This window comes from Bifidobacterium italicum (assembly GCF_002286915.1).
Classification (GTDB): Bacteria; Actinomycetota; Actinomycetes; order Actinomycetales; family Bifidobacteriaceae; genus Bifidobacterium; species Bifidobacterium italicum.
The window spans coordinates 65,236-82,858 of record NZ_MVOG01000009.1; the positions used below are offsets into that span (position 1 = coordinate 65,236).

Here is a 17,623-nt window from a genome sequence, read left to right on the forward strand (position 1 = left end):
TGGAATCACTCCTCAGTCGCCTGAGCCTTGACTTCCTTGTTCTCGGTGTCCATCCAGGTCTGCGTCTGCTCCTTGTAGTTGTCAGCAGTCACATCCTTGTTGTAGATGGCCTTGCCGAAGTTCTCGGCCGGGGTCCACCAGCCGTTCATCGCGGCGATCGTCGGCTGCAGCACGGAGGTCTTCTCGATCGTGTCGATCTGGGCCTGGACGTACGGGGCGTCCTTCATGCCTTCGAGGTCGGTCAGCGACTTGTCGGACGGAACGATCTCGCGCATCTCCCAGTGCTTCTTCTGGGCGTCGGCGGAGCCGAGGAAGGCGGCGAATTCGGAGGCGACCTGCGGGGCCTTCGTGTTCGGGTTGAAGGCGATGGCCTTCGAGCCGGCGAAGGACTTCATCTGGTAGTCCTTGCCATCGGCAGTGAAGGACGGCATCTCGACGGCGCCGTACTTGTCGCCGAGGCCCTTCTTGACGTCGGCGGCCGACCAGGAGCCGGAGAACATCGCGTCGGTCGCGCCGTCGACGAGGTTCGAGACGCCGTTGGTGCCGTCATCGAGGACGAAGTTCGGGTTGGCGACCATGTCGACGAGGTACTTGGTCACGGCATCGGCGTTGGAGCCGAAGTCGATGCCCGCGGCGCCGTCCTGGCCCTTGTCGCCGAACATCTGCATGCCGGCGCCGAGGTAGAACGCCGGGATGTACCAGGAGTTCGTCAGCGGGTAGGAGACCTTGCCCTTCTCGAGCATCGTGTTCAGGTTCTTGACGTCATCGGCCGAGAACTTGTCCTTGTTGTAGTACATGAAGTACGTGTTCGAGGTGTACGGCACGCCGTAGATCTTGCCGTCGGCGCCGGTGACCGACTCGACCATCGTCTCGGAGTTCTGGTCCTTGACCTGCTGGGCGACGGTATCGCTCACTTCGCCGATGGCGTTGAGCTTGATGAGCGTGCCGAGCTGGTCGTTCGCGAACATGTAGACGTCGGCCGCGGCGGACGGATCCGTCTGCACGGTCTTGGCGGCGTCGCCTTCGGAGACGGTCGCGTTCTTCCAGGTGATGTCATAGTTGGTGTGGGCCTTCTCGAAGTCCTCCTGCATGGCCTTCATCCAGTCGGCGTCCTCCGACGGCGCCCACACGGTGAGCGTCGCGGTCTGCTTCTCGTTCGAGTTCGAAGCGCTGGCGTTGCCGTTCGCGTTCGAATCGTTGCCGCCGCAAGCCGCCATCGGGACGAGCATCGCAACAGCCGCGGTCAGACCGATTGCCTTCTTCCAATTGATCATCATTGACCTTTCCTTTCCATCAATCAATGCAATTGCATTTGTTTTCCTCAACATCACGCATGCGTGAGCCCCGCGGATCGGCTCCGCATGGACTCGACGCCGTAGCCGCCTCCGCCGTTGGTATTCAGCGGAGCGCTGCGTAACGCTTCAGTGGTCTATACTGTATACCACACCTGCAAACGTTGTCAAAACTGTCCGCATCGTGAGTGTCGTTTTCACGGAAACGCCGTGAGCGTTACCCCACAGCAAGGAGCGATATGACCAATCCCATGCACGCACCTGTTTCATGGCTGCAACAGGCCGTCTTCTACGAGGTGTATCCGCAGAGCTTCAACGATTCCAACAATGACGGCATCGGCGACATTCCGGGCATCACCGAGCGCCTCGACTACATCTGGTCATTGGGCTGCAACGCCTTGTGGATCAACCCCTGCTTCACATCCCCGTTCCGCGACGCTGGATACGATGTCACCGACTATACGAAGGTCGCGGAACGCTACGGAACCAACGACGACCTCGTCGACCTGTTCGCCGCGGCGCACGTCCGCGGCATGCATGTCCTGCTCGATCTCGTCCCGGGGCACACAAGCGACGAACATCCGTGGTTTATCGCCAGCGGCGAAGAACGGCAAAACCTTTACACCGACCGCTATATCTGGACCGACTCGTGGATCACCGGCGGCGACGGCCTGCCGTTCATCGGCGGCGTCTACCCGCGCGACGGCGCCGCGATCACGAACTTCTTCGCATTCCAGCCCGCGCTCAACTACGGCTTCGCGCACCCGACGAAGCCGTGGCAGCAGCCGGCGCTCGGCGACGCGGCGCTCGACACCTGCGGGGCGATGCTCGACGTCATGCGCTTCTGGCTGTCACGCGGGGCCGACGGCTTCCGCGTCGACATGGCCGACAGCCTCGTCAAGCGCGACGACGACGGCAAGCCCGCCACGATCGCGACCTGGCGGTATATGTTCGGGCAGATCCGCGGGGAGTTCCCGGATGCGGCCTTCGTCTCCGAATGGGGACGTCCGGACGAGTCGATCGACGCGGGCTTCGATATGGACTTCTACCTCGACTGGCGCTGGGACGGCAAGCCGAACGGATACAACATGCTGCTGCGCAACACCGACACGCCGCTGCTGCACGACGGCGACAAGAGCTACTTCAACGCGGACAGCGGCGTCGGCATCCGCGCCTTCCTCGACGAATACGAGCCGCGCCTGACGCAGGCGCGCAAGCGCGGCGGATACTTCGACCTCATCACCTGCAACCATGACACGGCACGCGTAGCCCCCCGCCTGTCGCCGCAGGAGATCCGCCTCGCCTATGCGACGATGCTGCTGATGCCGGGCACCCCGTTCATCTACTACGGCGACGAGATCGGCATGCGCTACCGCGACCTGCCTACGAAGGAGGGCGGATACACGCGCACCGGCAGCCGCACGCCGATGCAGTGGGACCGTTCGGCGAACGACGGCTTCTCCGGCGCGAGCGCCGACGCGCTGTACCTGCCGATCGACGAATCCGCGGACGCGCCGACAGTCGCCGACCAGATCGACGCCGACGATTCGCTGTGGACGGCTGTCCACGACACGCTCGCATTGCGCGCCGACTCGCCGGCCTTCCACGCCGACGCCGATTTCAGCGTGCTGTTCGCCTCCGATGAACGGCGTTCCTTCGTCTTCAAGCGCACGAAGGACGGCATCAGCGCCGTCGTCGCCGTCAACCCGGGCCGCGAGGCCGAGACGATCGAGCTGCCGGCCGGTGAAGGCAGCGAAGCGCGCACCGTGACGTTGTCCTACGGCTCCCCGACGCTCGCCTACACGACGCTGACGCTGCCGGCGCAGTCCTTCGCCGTGCTGCAATAGCCACCGGGACGACCCGGACACCCTTGGCCGCCCCGAACGGTCGCGCCTCCGCACCCCCATGTCTCGTTTCGTCGACCCCATCGACGAAACGGGACGCAAACCGACCGGCTTCCGGGTGGCTTCATCGACGGCCACGACGGAACAGGACGCGGAACAACCAGTCGGCGGGAGGATCCATCGGCTCCGTCGACGAACCGGAACGCTCCGTTCTGCCCCATCGACCACCTCGACGGAGCGGGACGCAAACCGACCGATTCCCGGGTGGCTTCGTCGGAGGTGTCGATGGATCGGGACGCTCCGCCCCGATCCATCCACCGCCTCGACGAACCGGGACGGCATCGGAGCGGTTTGCGTCCCAGTTCGTCGCCCCTTGCGATGGAGTGGGACGCAAACCGACGCCGGCGCCGCGCGGGCGCCTCCCTCTTCCGTCGACACCGCCCTGCAAACGTAGGCGTACATATCAAAGAAGAATCGCCGCGCCCTCAGGTCCATATCATCAAATTTTGGCTCTACAAAGCCAAACCGCCGTGTTTGCAAACGCTTTCAACATGCGGTATACTCGGTGACAGGCGATGGTTCGTCACCAACGAAGTATGACGTTCCGCGACCACCATCAGCAGTCGAGGAAAGCACTGGGGAGCATGAGGCCGCCGCGCATGACGCGGAGGACCTCGTCGCCCCGCGGAGAAAACAAGGAGCAACGATGCCGGAACAGACCATGCAGCAGCGCGAGGAAAGCGCCGAGCGCCTCGCACGCCCCCTCATCCGATTGGCGAACATGTGGGGCATTTCCACATCGTATATCGACCAGCTCGGCACCTATGTCGAAATCGACGACGACGTCCTCGTCACCGTGCTCAAGGCGCTCGGCGTCGACGCGTCGAACGACGAACGCGTCGACGAGGCGCTCAGGCTGCGTCTGAACGAGGAGGCCACGCGCCTCGCGCCGCCGACCGTCGTCAAGTTCATCGGTACGGACAAGGCGGTCGAGCTGCATACGCTGCACGGCGCGCCGACCGTCACCTTGATGCTCGAGGAGGGCGCGCGCGCCGACGGCGACTTCTTCACCGTCGAGCGCAAGGACGCCGAGGCGGCGCCGGACGGCGACGTGACCGTCTATGCGCTGACACTGACCGATGCGTTGCCGATCGGCTACCACACGCTCACCGTCGAGGACGGCGATCGCCGCGCGACGGCCCATGTGATCTGCGCGCCGGCGCGTATCCCGGTGCCGCAGGCCGTGCAGGATCGCCACCGCTGGGGCTGGATGGCGCAGATGTACTCGGTGCGTTCGGCCGAGTCGTGGGGCGTCGGCGATTACGGAGACCTGAAGGAGCTCGCGACGGACGCGGCGACGAAGTCGCATGCCGACTTCATGCTCATCAATCCGATCCACGCGACGGCGCCGGTCACGCCGCTCGAGCCGTCGCCGTACCTGCCCGAGTCCCGCCGATTCCTCAACGTCACCTACATCCGCCCTCAGGACATCCCCGAATACCGCCACCTTGAGGGCGACGACTTCGACAAGGTCGAGGCGCTGCACGCGCGCGTCGCGGCGGCGAACACCGATCCGAACCCGATGGACATCAATGCGGCGTGGGACGCAAAGCGCGAGGCACTGCACATCGTCTTCCGGCAGGAGCGCTCGACCGAACGTCAGGCGGACTTCGACGAGTTCCGCCGGCAGGCCGGCGAGGACCTGCGCGCCTTCGCGCTGTGGTCAGTCGCGTTCCAGGTGTGGGGCGCGCCATGGAGCGCCGACAACGACTGGTTCACGAAGTACGACCGCCACAGCCCGCAGATCGCGCAGCTCGAGAACGACTACGGCGACCTCTACGACTTCGCGTGCTGGCTGCAGTGGATCGCCGCGGAGCAGGTCGAGGCGGCGCAGCGTTCGGCGAAGGACGCCGGCATGGCGCTTGGCCTGATGCAGGACATGGCCGTAGGCGTGCACACCTACGGCTCGGACGTGTGGTGGAGCCCGGAGCGCTTCGCCGTCGGCACCGTGACCGTCGGCTGCCCGCCGGACTTCTACAACCAGCAGGGCCAAGACTGGGGCCAGCCGCCCTTCGACCCGAACTTCATGGAATCGGACGGTTACGGCGTCTACCGCGACATGGTGCACACGATGTTCGCGCACGCCGGCGCGATCCGCATCGACCACGTCCTCGGCATGTTCCGCCTGTGGTGGATCCCGCAGGGCAAGGGGCCTCGCGGCGGCGCCTATGTGCGCTACAACTACGAGGCGATGCTCGCGATCCTCACGATCGAGGCGTCGCGGGTCGACGGCATGGTCATCGGCGAGGATCTCGGCACCGTTCCGGCCTATGCATCGCGCATCCTCGCCGAACACGGCGTCCTCGGCACGACGGTCGAATGGTTCGCGCGCGTCGACGATTCGCCGAACGCCGGCGATCCGTATGCGATGCCGGACACCTACCGCGAGTATTCGCTCGCCTCGGTCACGACGCACGACCTGCCGCCGACGGCCGGATATCTGACGTATGAGCACGTCAAGCTGCGCGAACGGCTGCATCTGCTCAGCGAACCGGTCGAGGCGTTCATGAGGTCGGCCGAGGCCGAGCAGCATGAGATGCTCAAGCTGCTCGTGACCGGCGGCTGGCTGCCACAGGCGGCGGCCGACGACGTCCCGGGCCATCTGCAGCAGATCGTCGAGGCGATGCATGCGATGCTCAAGGACTCCCCCGCGTTGCTGATGCAGGCCGCGCTCGTCGACGGCGTCGGCGAGATGCGCACGCAGAACCAGCCCGGCACTTCGACCGAATATCCCAATTGGCGCATTCCGCTCGCCGACGCCCGGGGCCATGTCGTTCCGACGAACGAGGTCTTCGACTCGCCGCGCGTGATGTCGCTGTCCCAGATCATGAACCGTTAGTTTTTTCGACCTCTCTCTAACGGTTCAGCCATGAAGGGCCTCCCGACGACGGGAGGCCCTTCATGGTTTATAAGCCGCGCATGGCGTGCCGGCGGCCGTTCACTGATGCTTCTTGACGCTCCAAGTGTCCTCCTGGACATGCGTCGAGAACGATTGCCCCGTGTATCTGCGCAGCACATACTCCTGGATCGGCACATGCAGCGACAGCAGCGAGCCGTAGCCGAGCACGGCGAGCAGGAACAGCATCTGCGGCAGCTTGAACCACAGATAGACGAAGAGGCCGCAGTAGACGGCGTCGATCACGGCGAGCGCGAGCGTCGCCGGGAAGTAGGTGACGCCGAAGACGTAGGCGTTCACGATCGTGCGCGCCGGCGGGTTCTCGAAGCGCGCCTGCAGCGCGAACACCCATTCGAAGCCGATGATCCACAGGATCGTCAATGCGATCTTCGGGATGAGCAGCGGCGTGATCTGCAGCACGATCCAGCTGTAGGCGAGTGCGGCGCCGAACAGCAGATAGACGGCCCACAGGATCGTCGCACGGGCGAAGTTCTCCTTGAACGCGGCGAAGTAGTTCCGCGTGACGTGACCCTGGCCGATGAGCATCTTGCGCGACGCCGTCTGGCCGGCGGACAACGCGGCGCCGATCGTCACGATCGGGATGCTCGTGACGAGCATCAGCAGATTGATGATGATCGCATCGGTGAAGTTGTTCCACGCCTGCATGAATTTCGAATCCGGGGAAAGCCAGTTCATGTACGCTCCTGCCTGTCTCGCATGCTCCGTCCGAGCTTAGTGCGGACAGCTGATTTCATCGTCCGCCCCATAACACGAAGGCCGGGTGCCGCGGCGCCCCCGGAGGGGAAGCCGCGGCACCCGGCCTTCGTGTTGATTGATGGTGGGGAAGATCGGCCCTTGACGGCACCGCCTCCGGCCTTGCAAATACTGACCGGCCTACGGCCGGACCCAAACCCGCCCTCGCGGCACAGCCGCTCGGACCGGCACCTGAAAACAGCGCACCGCGCTGTTTTCCAAGGGCTGACTCAACGTCAGCCCTTGACGGCACCGGCCATGACACCCTTGACGATGTACTTCTGGCACAGGATGTAGAAGAGGATGATCGGGATGATCGCGAGCACGAGGCATGCCATCATCGCGCCCATGTCCACGGAACCGTAGCCGCCCTTGAGGTACTGGATCGACACGGAGATCGTCTTGTATTTGTTCAGGTCGAGCGTCAGATACGGCAGCAGGTAGTCGTTCCAGACCCACATCGCCTCAAGGATCGCCACAGAGATGATCGACGGCTTCATGATCGGCACGACGACCTGGAAGAAGATGCGCGGGACGGACGCGCCGTCGATCATCGCGGATTCCTCGAGCGACTGCGGGATGCCCTTGACGACGCCGGTGAAGATGAACACGGCGAGGCCGGCGCCGAAGCCGAGGTAGATGATGCACAGGCCCCACGGCGTGTTCAGGCCGAGGCGGTCGGCGAGCCACGAGAGCGTGAACATCAGCATCTGGAACGGCACGATCATGTTGAACAGGAACAGGATGTACAGCGCCTTGGCGGCCCAGTTGTTGACGCGCACGATCCACCATGCGCACATCGACGTGCACAGCAGGATCAGCAGCACGGAGCCGACGGTCACGATGACGGTCCAGCCGAAGCTCGCGAAGAAGTTCGTCTGCTCGATTCCACGCACATAGTTGTCCCATCCGGCGAAGGTGTCGCCCGCCGGGAAGGAGAAAGCGTTGTCGCTGATGTACGCCTTCTGCTTGAAGGAGTTGATGATGACCAGGAAGATCGGGAAGACCCAGGCAATCGAGATCATCGAGAAGAACAGGGTCCACAGACCACTGTGCTTAGCCTTTTCGCCGTTCATGCCTCGACCTCCTTGGACGTGGTGAGCTTGTTCTGCAGCAGCGAGACGATCGCCACCAGGATGAAGAAGAGCACGGCCTTGGCCTGGCCGACGCCCTCGAAGCCGACACGTCCGTAGAACGTGTTCGTGATGTTGAGCGCCAGACCCTCGGACATGCGGCTCGGAGCGCCGTTCGTCAGCGCGAGGTTCTGGTCGAAGAGCTTGAAGCCGTTCGTGACGGTCAGGAACGAGCAGACGGTGATCGACGGCATCATCAGCGGGATGATGATCTTGAACATCGTCTGGCGGCCGTTCGCGCCGTCCACCGAAGCCGCCTCGAGCACGTCGGTCGGCAGCGACTGCATGCCTGCGATGTAGATGATCATCATGTAGCCGATCTGCTGCCAGCACACGAGGATGACGAGACCCCAGAAGCCGTATTTCTGGTCGAAGGTCAACGATTTCGACCAATGGGCGAGCACGCCGTTGAGCAGCAGCATCCAGATGTAGCCAAGGATGATGCCGCCGATGAGGTTCGGCATGAAGAAGACCGAACGGAACAGGTTGGAGCCCCGGATCGACTTCGTCAGCATGTACGCGATCGCGAAGGCGACGACGTTGATGATGATCGTCGTGACGATCGTGAGCAATGTGGAGAACAGCAGCGCGTGCAGGAAGGTCTTGTCCTGCAACGCCTTCGCGTAGTTCTTGAAACCGACGAACTGCGCGTCGGTGACCGTCGTGAACTCACAGAAGCTCAGATAGATGCCATAGATGAACGGCACCACGAAGCCGATGATGAATGCGGCGAATGTCGGAAGCACAAATAACGCCCACCAACGGCGTATCGCCTTACCGGCCATACTGATCATAGTATGCCTACTTTCCTCGTTCTTTCCTGTGCATACTCCTGCGTATGCGCTCTATCCCTTGCCTTCGGCCGCTCCGGCTGCGCGCCGGCACGTCCTCGCCTCCGGCCATGCGGATGACAGTGCCCACTGTAACAGCGATGCAGAGCACTGTCAAACGTTTACATTTTTGCGTGTCTCAAGCGCGGCCACCTCCGACGCCCGTCAATCGACCCCCGACGATGAATCGCTGGAAGTTCGCCGTTCTTGCTGGAGCATGATATACTGCAAACGTTTGTGAAATCCATCTTGCACAAACGTTTGCACATCGGTCACCGCCACCGAATCGTTCTTCAATGTCGAAGGAGCCGAGATGAGCACGAGTATCCAGGACGTCGCGCGCGCCGCCAACGTATCGATCTCCACGGTGTCGCGTTCCTTCACGCGTCCGGAGCTGGTCTCGAAGGCCACCCGCGAGAAGGTGCTGCGCATCGCCGAGGAGCTCAACTTCTCGACCTCCCGCTCGGCGGTCGCGCTGAAGACCGGCCGCGCTTTGCGCATCGCGCTGCTCGTGAGCGACCATCTGCGGCTGTGGTTCAGCGCGTCCGTCATCGAGGGCCTCAATCAGGTGCTGCACGCCGAAGGCTACGACCTGTCGATCTTCCAGATCTCGAGCATCGAGGAACGCAAGGAGTTCTTCGAGATGCTGCCGGTGCGCCGCAACGCGGACGCCGTCATCGTCGTCTCATTCGACATCGACAGCCAGGAGATCGCGCAGCTCAACTCGATCCATGTGCCGATCATCGGCATCAACTCGGTGCTGCCTCAGGAACGAGGATTCTCGGCGTCGGTGAACATCGACGACGAGCAGGGGTCGATCCTCGCCGCACGGCATCTCATCGCCCTCGGCCACCGCGACATCGCCTATGTGCGTTCCAACCGCGACGTCTCGCTGCACTTCAGCGTGCAGCAACGTTTCGACTCATTCATCGAATGCTGCAGCCACGCCGGCGTCTCGCCGCATGTCATCGTCGCCGAGGAATCGGAGAACCGCATCGCCGAGGTCGTCACGCAGCTGCTCAGCCTCGAACGCATGCCGACGGCCGTCGCCTGCCAGGAGGACGGCATCGCGATCCCGCTCATCTTCCAGCTGATGCGCGGCGGCTTCTCAGTGCCCGGGCAAATCTCCGTCATCGGCTATGACAACAGCACCTATGCCAGCGACATCGGCCTGACGACGATCTCGCAGGACCCGGTGCTCATGGCGCGCAAGGCCGCCGAGATGACGCTTGCGCTCATCGACGGCGAGACGCCCGAGCAGTTGTATGTCACCGAACCGGCGCGGCTCGTCATCCGCTCGTCGACCGGTCCGGCGGCGCCGCGCCCCTGACGACGGGGCCGTCCCGCGACCACGCAAAAGGCCACGATGATGTTCATCGTGGCCTTTTGCGTTGCACCCGCAGCCCTTGCACCGATGGTGCCGCCCCGCACGCCCCGCACGCCCCGCACGCCCCGCAGCGTCGCCGGACGGCGATGCCCGAAAACGCAAACGTGGGACGCCGCACGATGCGGCATCCCACGTTTGCGCAGAAGGATCCAGAGGAAGAAAAGAAAAACAGTGTTCAGTTATCGATGTTCAGTTATCGTCGACCGTGGTCGGGGGGCGTCGCGCGGCCGCCATGCGGAAGCCGCCGCCCATGCGGGCGTCCACAGGTCAGAGAGGTGCGGCCATGCGACGTTGTTCGGTTATACGTTGTTCGGTTATCGGCCGTCGGCGATCATCGGATGACGATGACCGCCGATGGATCGGGACGGCCGCGGAACCGCAGCCGTCCCATCGACTCAGTGCGTCGCCTGGTACTCGGTCGCCCAGTTGTTGACGAAGGCGTCCACGACGGCGTTCCAGTCGCCGGTGCCCTGCGCGTAGGCGAGCATCGCCTGGCCGAGGACGTTCTTGTACTCCTCGGACGGCATCATCGAGAAGTCCCAAGCGACCTGCGTCAGGTCCTTGTTCTGGATGCTGGCGTTCGCATCGGCGATCAGCGGGTTCGAGGTCTTGACGTCATTGAAGGTCGAGAACGGCGTGGTGAAGCCCATGTCCTCGCTCATCGCCTTCTTGCCGTCTTCGGAGGTGATGACCCACTCGAGGAACTCCTGCGAGGCCTTCTGGTCAGCCTCGGAAGCCTTCGAGTTGATGCACCAGTAGTTCTCGGAGCCGGTCGCGAGGCCCTCGGTCTTGTCGTCGACGCCGATGTAGATCGGGAGCATGCCGACGGAGGAATCCTTCATGCCGGCCTTCTGCAGATCGCTCCACGCCCAGGTGCCGTTCTGGTAGAAGGCGGCCTTGCCGAGCGCGAACTCGGAGTTCGCGTCATCGCCGGTCTTCGAGCTCAGCTGGGTCTTCTCGGTCGTGGAATCGGTGATGTACAGGTCGAAGATGTTCTTGAAGTTGTCCATGTACATGTCCTTGATGGACGCCGGCGGAGCGGTGATGTCGTCCTTCTTGAACTGGTAGTACAGCGGGATGTTCGCCAGATGCGTCTTGAAACGCCAGTCGGAGCTGGAATCGAAGCCGGCCGACGTGAAGGCGCCCTCGATGCCGAGGTCCTTCTTACGCTTCTGCATGTCGTCGGCGACCTTCTTCAGCGTGTCGAAGTCCTTGATCTCATCGGCGGATTTGATGACGGCGCCGTCGAGCTTGGTGTACTTCGCGACGATGTCCTTGTTGTAGATGATGCCGTAGGACTCGATGACGTACGGCACGCCGACGATCTTGTCGCCGTCGGTGAGCGCGAGGCTCTGGTCGTTCATGTCCTTGTAGATCGCGGTGTCCTTGAGGTCCGCGGTGTAGCCCTTCCAGCTCTGGTAGCCGACCGGGCCGTTGACCTGGAAGATCGTCGGAGCCTCGCTCTTGGCGAGTTCGGACTTGAGCTGCTGCTCGTAGGTGCCGGAGGCGGCCGTCTGGACCTTGACCTTGACGCCCTTCTCCTTCTCATACTTCGCGGCGAGCGCGGTCCACTGGTCCGCGGCTTCCGGCTTGAAGTTCAGGAAGTAGACGCTGCCCTTGCCGTCGCCGGACGAGCTGGAGCTTCCGCCGCCGCATGCGGCGAGCGGCACGACCATAGCGGCCGCAGCGAGCAGACCCACGGTTGTCTTCATCGTACGATTCATCTTCGAACCTTTCTCTGTACGCCCTGTTGGGCGCTGCACCCTCACGGTGCACGTTAAGAAGTCTCTTTCCTCGACAACTTCTTTCATCGACCATTGTGCACCATAAATGCAAAAAGTGCAAACGTAGGCACGCCGAATGGCGGCGTTCCCGTCGATTTCGTCAACGCTCACGCCGCAAAAATACCGCTTTTCCACTGTTTCACGACGTTTCACCATTGATGAAAGCGTTTGCTAACGACACGCCCACCCGACTTGCGCCGCAGATAACCCCGTGTACGGCCCGGAGGCGCGGCGCGGACCGCACATGGCCGCCGACGCCGGGCGCCGTCATGCCAAGCGCGCATTTCTTTACCGGGGAATATAATTACGCGCGGCAACGTGTGCCCGGACAACTTCGTCGCGCACGCCGCGCGAACATCCATGGCGAGGCATGCATACAACTCGCATGCCGTCGGGAAAGGAACGTCATGACCCTCAACAACACGCACGACGACTGGTGGAAGCAGGCCGTCGTCTATCAGGTCTATCCCCGCAGCTTCCGCGACGCGAACGGCGACGGTCTCGGCGATATCGCCGGCATCACCGCGCAGATGGGCTATCTCAAGGAACTCGGCGTGGACGCCGTCTGGCTGTCCCCGTTCTACCCTTCCGAGCTCGCCGACGGCGGTTATGACGTCATCGACTACCGCGACGTCGATCCGCGCCTCGGTACGCTCGACGATTTCGACGCGATGCTCGAGGCCGCCCACACGGCCGGACTCAAGGTGATCGTCGACATCGTCCCGAACCACACGTCGAATCGGCATCCGTGGTTCCAGGCCGCCCTCGCCGCCGCGCCAGGCTCGGCCGAGCGCGACCGGTACATCTTCCGCCGCGGCGAAGGCGAGCACGGCGAACTGCCGCCGAACAACTGGCAGTCGCTGTTCGGCGGCCCCGCATGGGAGCCCGTCGGCGGCGGCGAGTGGTACCTCCACCTGTTCACGAAGGAGCAGCCGGACCTCAACTGGAAGAACCGGGACGTGCACGACGACTTCAAGCGCACGCTGCGTTTCTGGTCCGACCGCGGCGTCGACGGCTTCCGCGTCGACGTGGCGCACGGTCTGGCGAAGGACCTCGATTCACGTCCGCTCAAGGAGCTTGAGCGCTGGACGGTCGGCGCCGACCAGTCGTCTGATGGCAGCCACCCGTTGTGGGATCGCCCCGAGGTGCACGACATCTACCGTGAGTGGAACGCCGTCTTCAACGAATACGACCCGCCGCGCTTCGCCGTCGGCGAGGCCTGGGTCGTGCCGGAGCATCAGCATCTGTACGCGTCGAAGGACGAACTCGGGCAGGTCTTCAATTTCGAGTTCGCGAAGGCCGACTGGTTCGCCGACGAGTTCCGCACGGCGATCGTCGAAGGGCTCGCGAGCGCCGACGAGGCGAAGTCGACGACGACATGGGTCATGAGCAACCATGATGTCTGCCGTCACGCGAGCCGCTACGGCCTGCCGCAGGTGCGCACGAACAGCTACCACATCCTCGCGAACGATTGGCTGCTGCGTTCCGGCTCCACTTATCCCGAGGACCGCGCGCTCGGCGCCCGCAGGGCGCGCGCGGCGATCCTGATGGAGCTGGGACTGCCCGGTTCCGTCTACGTGTATGAGGGCGAGGAGCTGGGACTGCCGGAAGTCGCGACGATCCCGTGGGACCGTCTCGAGGACCCGGTCGCGTTCAACACCGACCACGGCGACGCGCAGAAGGGCCGCGACGGCTGCCGCGTGCCGCTGCCGTGGATCGCAGGGGACCGTCCGCGCCCCGCCGACTGGGACCCCGAGTTCGGTACCGGCGCCTCTTTCGGCTTCTCGTCGGCGCCGGCCGACGGCTCCGCCCCCGCCGATCCCCATCTGCCGCAGCCGCTGTGGTACGCCGATTATGCGGCGGACGCCGAGGACGCCGATGACGGATCGATGCTCAATCTCTACCGTCGTGCGCTGCATTGGCGTCAGGACCATCTGACGCCGACCGGAGATCTGTCGCTCGAGTGGCTCGACGATGACATCCTCGATCCGGGCGACGCCGATGTGATCGCCTATGCGCGCCCGGTCTCCGACGGCGACGGCGACCGCTTCGCCTGCATCGTCAACTTCGGCCCCTCTCCGGTCGACCTGCCGCATGGCGACATCGTGCTGCGTTCGACGGCCTTCGACGGCTATGCGCTGCCTGCCGACGCCGCCGTGTGGATGCGCATCTGATTCGCGCCGCCGTCACGATGCCGTGCGCTTGCGCGCCGCCCGTCCGCTCAGACGTTCCACTTCCAGATCACGTGATCGCCTTTGTAGACGGACAGCGCGCAGATGTGCGCGGTGTCGAGTTTGAGATGGCGGCCGAAGCGCGGCTCCATGCCGAGCCATTGCGTCGTCAGGATGCGCAGGATGTGCGCGTGCGCGACGCAGAGCACGTCGCGGCCGGCTTCGAGCGCCGGCAGCACCTGATCGATGACGCGCCGCGCGCGTTGCGCCGCGTCGTCGAGGCGTTCACCCGGACCATTGATGATCGTGATCCGTTGTCCATCCGGGAAAACCTCGACGCGTTCGCCGGCGAGATGCTCGGCGAGCGCCGTCGGCCCCTGCGCCCAGACGTCCCATTCCTCACCGAGCGCGGCGAGGAGCTCCGCACGCGTGCGCCCCTCGGCGCGCCCGTAATCCCACTCCTCGAGGTCGGCGGTGAGGATCGGCGCCGCGAATCCCGCCTCATGCGCCGTCGTCATCGCACGCTGCAGATCGGAGCAGTAGACGTCGCCATCGGCGAAACCGTCCGGGAACAGCGTGCGCAGGCGAGCGCCGGCCTCGCGCGCCTGCTGCATGCCGACGTCGGTGAGGGGGATGTCGGTGCGGCCGGTGTATTGCCCGGATTCGCTCCATCGTGTCTGCCCATGGCGAAGCAGCACGAGCGTGCCGTACCGCTTCGCGTGATCATTCATCGTTGAATTCTGCATACGCCCACTGTACCGTGCCGCCTGAAGAAGGCGCGGCGTCCGTGTGCGACGACGGGCGGCGCGGGGCGGCCGCCATGGATCAATGATGGCATACACTGGTGCAGTATGGACAAGCATCAGTACGAATCGGCGTCCGTGGACGCCAAGCTCACCGCCGCGACGAGCGCCATCGCCGGCGAACGCTCCTCTCTCGACGCGACGACGGACAAGACGGTCGCGGCGCTGAACCGGGTGGACGACAAAGTCACGGCCATGCGCAAGGCGCGCACGAGTGATCCGGATACGCTCGGCGACAAGGTGTTCCGCATGGCCTTCCCGGCCGTTGTCGGTCTCGTCGGCGGCAAGGTGTTCAGCTCCGTATGGAATCTGGTCGTCGCGAAGGTCCATCCGAGCCCTGACGACGACGAGCAGGACAGGCAGCAGGGGCTCGTCATGAGTATGCTGTTCGCGGCAGCGTCGGCGGCCTTCGGCACATTGCTGACCAGTGTTTCCACGAAGGGCGTGCAGAAGATCATCGACCGTATGCAGGCGAAACGCGACTGACCAGTCCGATCATCGGCCGGCGCCGTCCATTGCGCTGTCAGGCCGACCGATGTGGACGTATGCAAGGCGATGTGCCACAATGACGGCTATGACTGAACTCTTGCATAATGACACCATCGATGTCCTGCTCAACCGTCGTTCGATCCGCGCGTTCCGTCCTGAACCGCTGACGCCCGAAATGACGGCGACGATCGAATCCGCCGCGCAACATGCGGCATCCAGCCAGTATCTCAACGATTGGTCGGCGATCCGCGTCGTCGACCAGCGACTCAAGGACGATCTCGCCGCGATCGGAAAGCAACCGTACATCGCGCAGGCGCCCGCGCTCTATGTGTTCGTCCTCGACGAGTACCGCAACATGGTCATCGCCCGCGAACAGGGCGACGCCGTCGATTCCGACGCGTTCACGCTCAAGACCAGCTACCGGTTCTCTCAGGCGCAGAACGACGCCGTGCTCGCGCTGCACGCGATGGAGACGGCTGCGGAGGCGCTTGGCCTCGGCTGCGTGATCCTCGGTTCGATCCTCAACGACGTTCCGCGGCTCATCGAACTGTTCCATCTGCCGAAGTACACCTATCCGGTGCTGGGTCTGGCGATCGGCAAGCCCGCGCAGGAGCCGGCGGTCAAGCCGCGCATGAGCGGCGCATTGCAGTTCTTCGACGACCGGTACAATGACGACCCCGCCTTCATCATGCGCAATATCGCGGAGTTCAACGAGGAGGTGCATCAGTACTACGATCTGCGCGACCCGAATACGCCGCTGCCGACCTATGATGCGCAAATCGCGAAGAAGGCCGTCGCCGGCGAAGTGCTCGGCCGTGGACTTGAGCACGCGGCAAAGCAGGGCTTCGAACTGGATCGCTGATCGATCATCGTCGCGCAGCCCCCTGCATGCACGACGATGGACCAAGGGTACGAGCCGCATCACCTATAGCGCGGCTTGTACCCTTTCTTTCGTGAATATCGCTTCTGTGAACGTTTGAAATGGCCCACGTCTTGATTCAACGCCGGATCGCGATGCGTCAGATGCCACTGCCCGCAGTACTGGCACCGGTACACCCATAACTCCACGCCGCGCTCGATGCGGCTCTGTTCGGCGGCCTGCCACGCGATCTGCTGATCATGGTACATGATCTTGCTCGTCGTCTCGCAACGTTTCGGCGTGAAGTAATGCATACTGCACATCATAGATGTGTCTCCCCGACCGGTGTGGTGTTATGAGGGTCCGCTGATTGGGGGTGTATGCCGGTGGGGAGGAAAAAATGAGGAGAGCCCACTGTTGGGTGGGCTCTCCTGGGTGAAGTGTGGGTGCGGCGGCGTGCTACTCTCCCACACCCTGTCGGGTGCAGTACCATCGCCGTGCCAGGTCTTAGCTTCCGGGTTCGGAATGGGACCGGGCGTCTCCCCTGGGCTGTGACCGCCGCAAGACTGTTGTTCTGTTATTCATGTTCACCCCCGTGTGGGGGTTGGTGGTTGGTTTGGGGACCGGATGGTGGACGCGGGCGCAGGTGTTCGTGCTGCGGGAACGATGGTTCGTTGTTTGCGTGTTGATGCTTGGTTCGTGTGGATCCTCCAGTCGCGTGTCCCGGTCGCGTGTGGTGCGCGGGGCGTCGTGGCGGGGGGTCGTTTTCGACCGTTAGTGCCGGTCGGCTCCACCCCTTGCGGGGCTTCCACGTCCGGTCTATCGACCACATGGTCTCATGTGGGGTCTGTCACCACCCCGGAGGGTGGTCAGGAATCCTTATCTTGGAGCGGGCTTCCCGCTTAGATGCTTTCAGCGGTTATCCCTCCCGAACGTAGCCAACCGGCCGTGCCGCTGGCGCGACAACCGGCATACCAGAGGTTCGTCCACCCAGGTCCTCTCGTACTATGGGCAGGCCTCCTCAGGATTCCAACGAGCGCAGAGGATAGAGACCAAACTGTCTCACGACGTTCTGAACCCAGCTCGCGTGCCGCTTTAATCGGCGAACAGCCGAACCCTTGGGACCTGCTCCAGCCCCAGGATGCGACGAGCCGACATCGAGGTGCCAAACCATCCCGTCGATATGGACTCTTGGGAATGATCAGCCTGTTATCCCCGGGGTACCTTTTATCCGTTGAGCGATGCCGCGTCCGTACGCCGGCACCGGATCACTATCTCCGACTTTCGTCCCTGCTCGATCCGTCGATCTCGCAGTCAAGCCC

The 17,623-nt window shown here is 63.6% G+C and carries 13 protein-coding genes and 2 rRNA genes; 6 read left to right on the forward strand and 9 right to left on the reverse strand.

Annotated features, from left to right (window positions below):
- Window positions 1-5: 5 nt before the first annotated feature.
- Window positions 6-1,277: an extracellular solute-binding protein gene (locus B1400_RS03580; RefSeq protein ID WP_095613082.1), complete on the reverse strand. Its 1,272-nt coding sequence runs from the start codon at window positions 1,275-1,277 to the stop codon at window positions 6-8.
- A 254-nt stretch (window positions 1,278-1,531) separates the two neighbouring features.
- Between B1400_RS03580 and B1400_RS03585 the strand changes: the two genes are divergently transcribed.
- Together B1400_RS03585 and malQ are read left to right on the forward strand one after the other, a co-directional pair.
- Complete coding sequence (locus B1400_RS03585) at window positions 1,532-3,139, forward strand: alpha-amylase family glycosyl hydrolase (RefSeq protein WP_095613083.1); 1,608 nt, start codon at window positions 1,532-1,534, stop codon at window positions 3,137-3,139.
- A gap of 703 nt (window positions 3,140-3,842) precedes the next feature.
- A complete protein-coding gene (malQ, locus tag B1400_RS03590; protein ID WP_201260187.1) occupies window positions 3,843-6,035 on the forward strand; it encodes a 4-alpha-glucanotransferase in 2,193 nt (730 codons plus the stop codon).
- A gap of 99 nt (window positions 6,036-6,134) precedes the next feature.
- Here the strand turns inward: malQ and B1400_RS03595 are convergent, their stop codons facing one another.
- The 3 genes from B1400_RS03595 to B1400_RS03605 form a co-directional block, all read right to left on the reverse strand.
- Window positions 6,135-6,788 carry a YesL family protein gene (locus B1400_RS03595; RefSeq protein ID WP_095613084.1) on the reverse strand — a complete coding sequence of 218 codons (654 nt, stop codon included), beginning with the start codon at window positions 6,786-6,788 and terminating at the stop codon, window positions 6,135-6,137.
- A gap of 293 nt (window positions 6,789-7,081) precedes the next feature.
- Window positions 7,082-7,921, reverse strand: coding sequence for a carbohydrate ABC transporter permease (locus B1400_RS03600; RefSeq protein ID WP_095613085.1), 840 nt, complete (start codon window positions 7,919-7,921; stop codon window positions 7,082-7,084).
- Window positions 7,918-8,772, reverse strand: a complete 855-nt coding sequence (locus tag B1400_RS03605) for a carbohydrate ABC transporter permease (RefSeq protein WP_095613086.1) — start codon at window positions 8,770-8,772, stop codon at window positions 7,918-7,920. Before B1400_RS03605 ends, B1400_RS03600 begins: the two co-directional genes overlap by 4 nt.
- A 349-nt stretch (window positions 8,773-9,121) precedes the next feature.
- Between B1400_RS03605 and B1400_RS03610 the strand changes: the two genes are divergently transcribed.
- On the forward strand, window positions 9,122-10,138 hold the full coding sequence (locus B1400_RS03610; RefSeq protein WP_095613087.1) for a LacI family DNA-binding transcriptional regulator: 1,017 nt from the start codon (window positions 9,122-9,124) through the stop codon (window positions 10,136-10,138).
- 452 nt (window positions 10,139-10,590) lie between these two features.
- Here the strand turns inward: B1400_RS03610 and B1400_RS03615 are convergent, their stop codons facing one another.
- On the reverse strand, window positions 10,591-11,919 hold the full coding sequence (locus B1400_RS03615) for an ABC transporter substrate-binding protein (protein WP_095613088.1): 1,329 nt from the start codon (window positions 11,917-11,919) through the stop codon (window positions 10,591-10,593).
- Window positions 11,920-12,386: 467 nt separating this feature from the next.
- On the opposite strand from B1400_RS03615, the gene B1400_RS03620 reads away from it, so the two are divergent.
- A complete protein-coding gene (locus tag B1400_RS03620) occupies window positions 12,387-14,153 on the forward strand; it encodes a glycoside hydrolase family 13 protein (RefSeq protein ID WP_095613089.1) in 1,767 nt (588 codons plus the stop codon).
- A 47-nt stretch (window positions 14,154-14,200) separates the two neighbouring features.
- On the opposite strand, the gene B1400_RS03625 is transcribed toward B1400_RS03620, so the two are convergent.
- Window positions 14,201-14,881: a histidine phosphatase family protein gene (locus B1400_RS03625; RefSeq protein ID WP_095613104.1), complete on the reverse strand. Its 681-nt coding sequence runs from the start codon at window positions 14,879-14,881 to the stop codon at window positions 14,201-14,203.
- A gap of 120 nt (window positions 14,882-15,001) precedes the next feature.
- Between B1400_RS03625 and B1400_RS03630 the strand changes: the two genes are divergently transcribed.
- Complete coding sequence (locus tag B1400_RS03630) at window positions 15,002-15,439, forward strand: DUF4235 domain-containing protein (protein WP_095613090.1); 438 nt, start codon at window positions 15,002-15,004, stop codon at window positions 15,437-15,439.
- A gap of 88 nt (window positions 15,440-15,527) precedes the next feature.
- Window positions 15,528-16,304, forward strand: a complete 777-nt coding sequence (locus tag B1400_RS03635; protein WP_095613091.1) for a nitroreductase family protein — start codon at window positions 15,528-15,530, stop codon at window positions 16,302-16,304.
- Window positions 16,305-16,363: 59 nt separating this feature from the next.
- Here the strand turns inward: B1400_RS03635 and B1400_RS03640 are convergent, their stop codons facing one another.
- The 3 genes from B1400_RS03640 to B1400_RS03650 all read right to left on the reverse strand — a co-directional run.
- On the reverse strand, window positions 16,364-16,615 hold the full coding sequence (locus tag B1400_RS03640; protein WP_095613092.1) for a hypothetical protein: 252 nt from the start codon (window positions 16,613-16,615) through the stop codon (window positions 16,364-16,366).
- Between the two features lie 132 nt (window positions 16,616-16,747).
- Window positions 16,748-16,864, reverse strand: a 5S ribosomal RNA gene (gene rrf, locus B1400_RS03645).
- A 192-nt stretch (window positions 16,865-17,056) separates the two neighbouring features.
- Window positions 17,057-17,623 (reverse strand): 23S ribosomal RNA (locus B1400_RS03650); the annotation flags it as partial.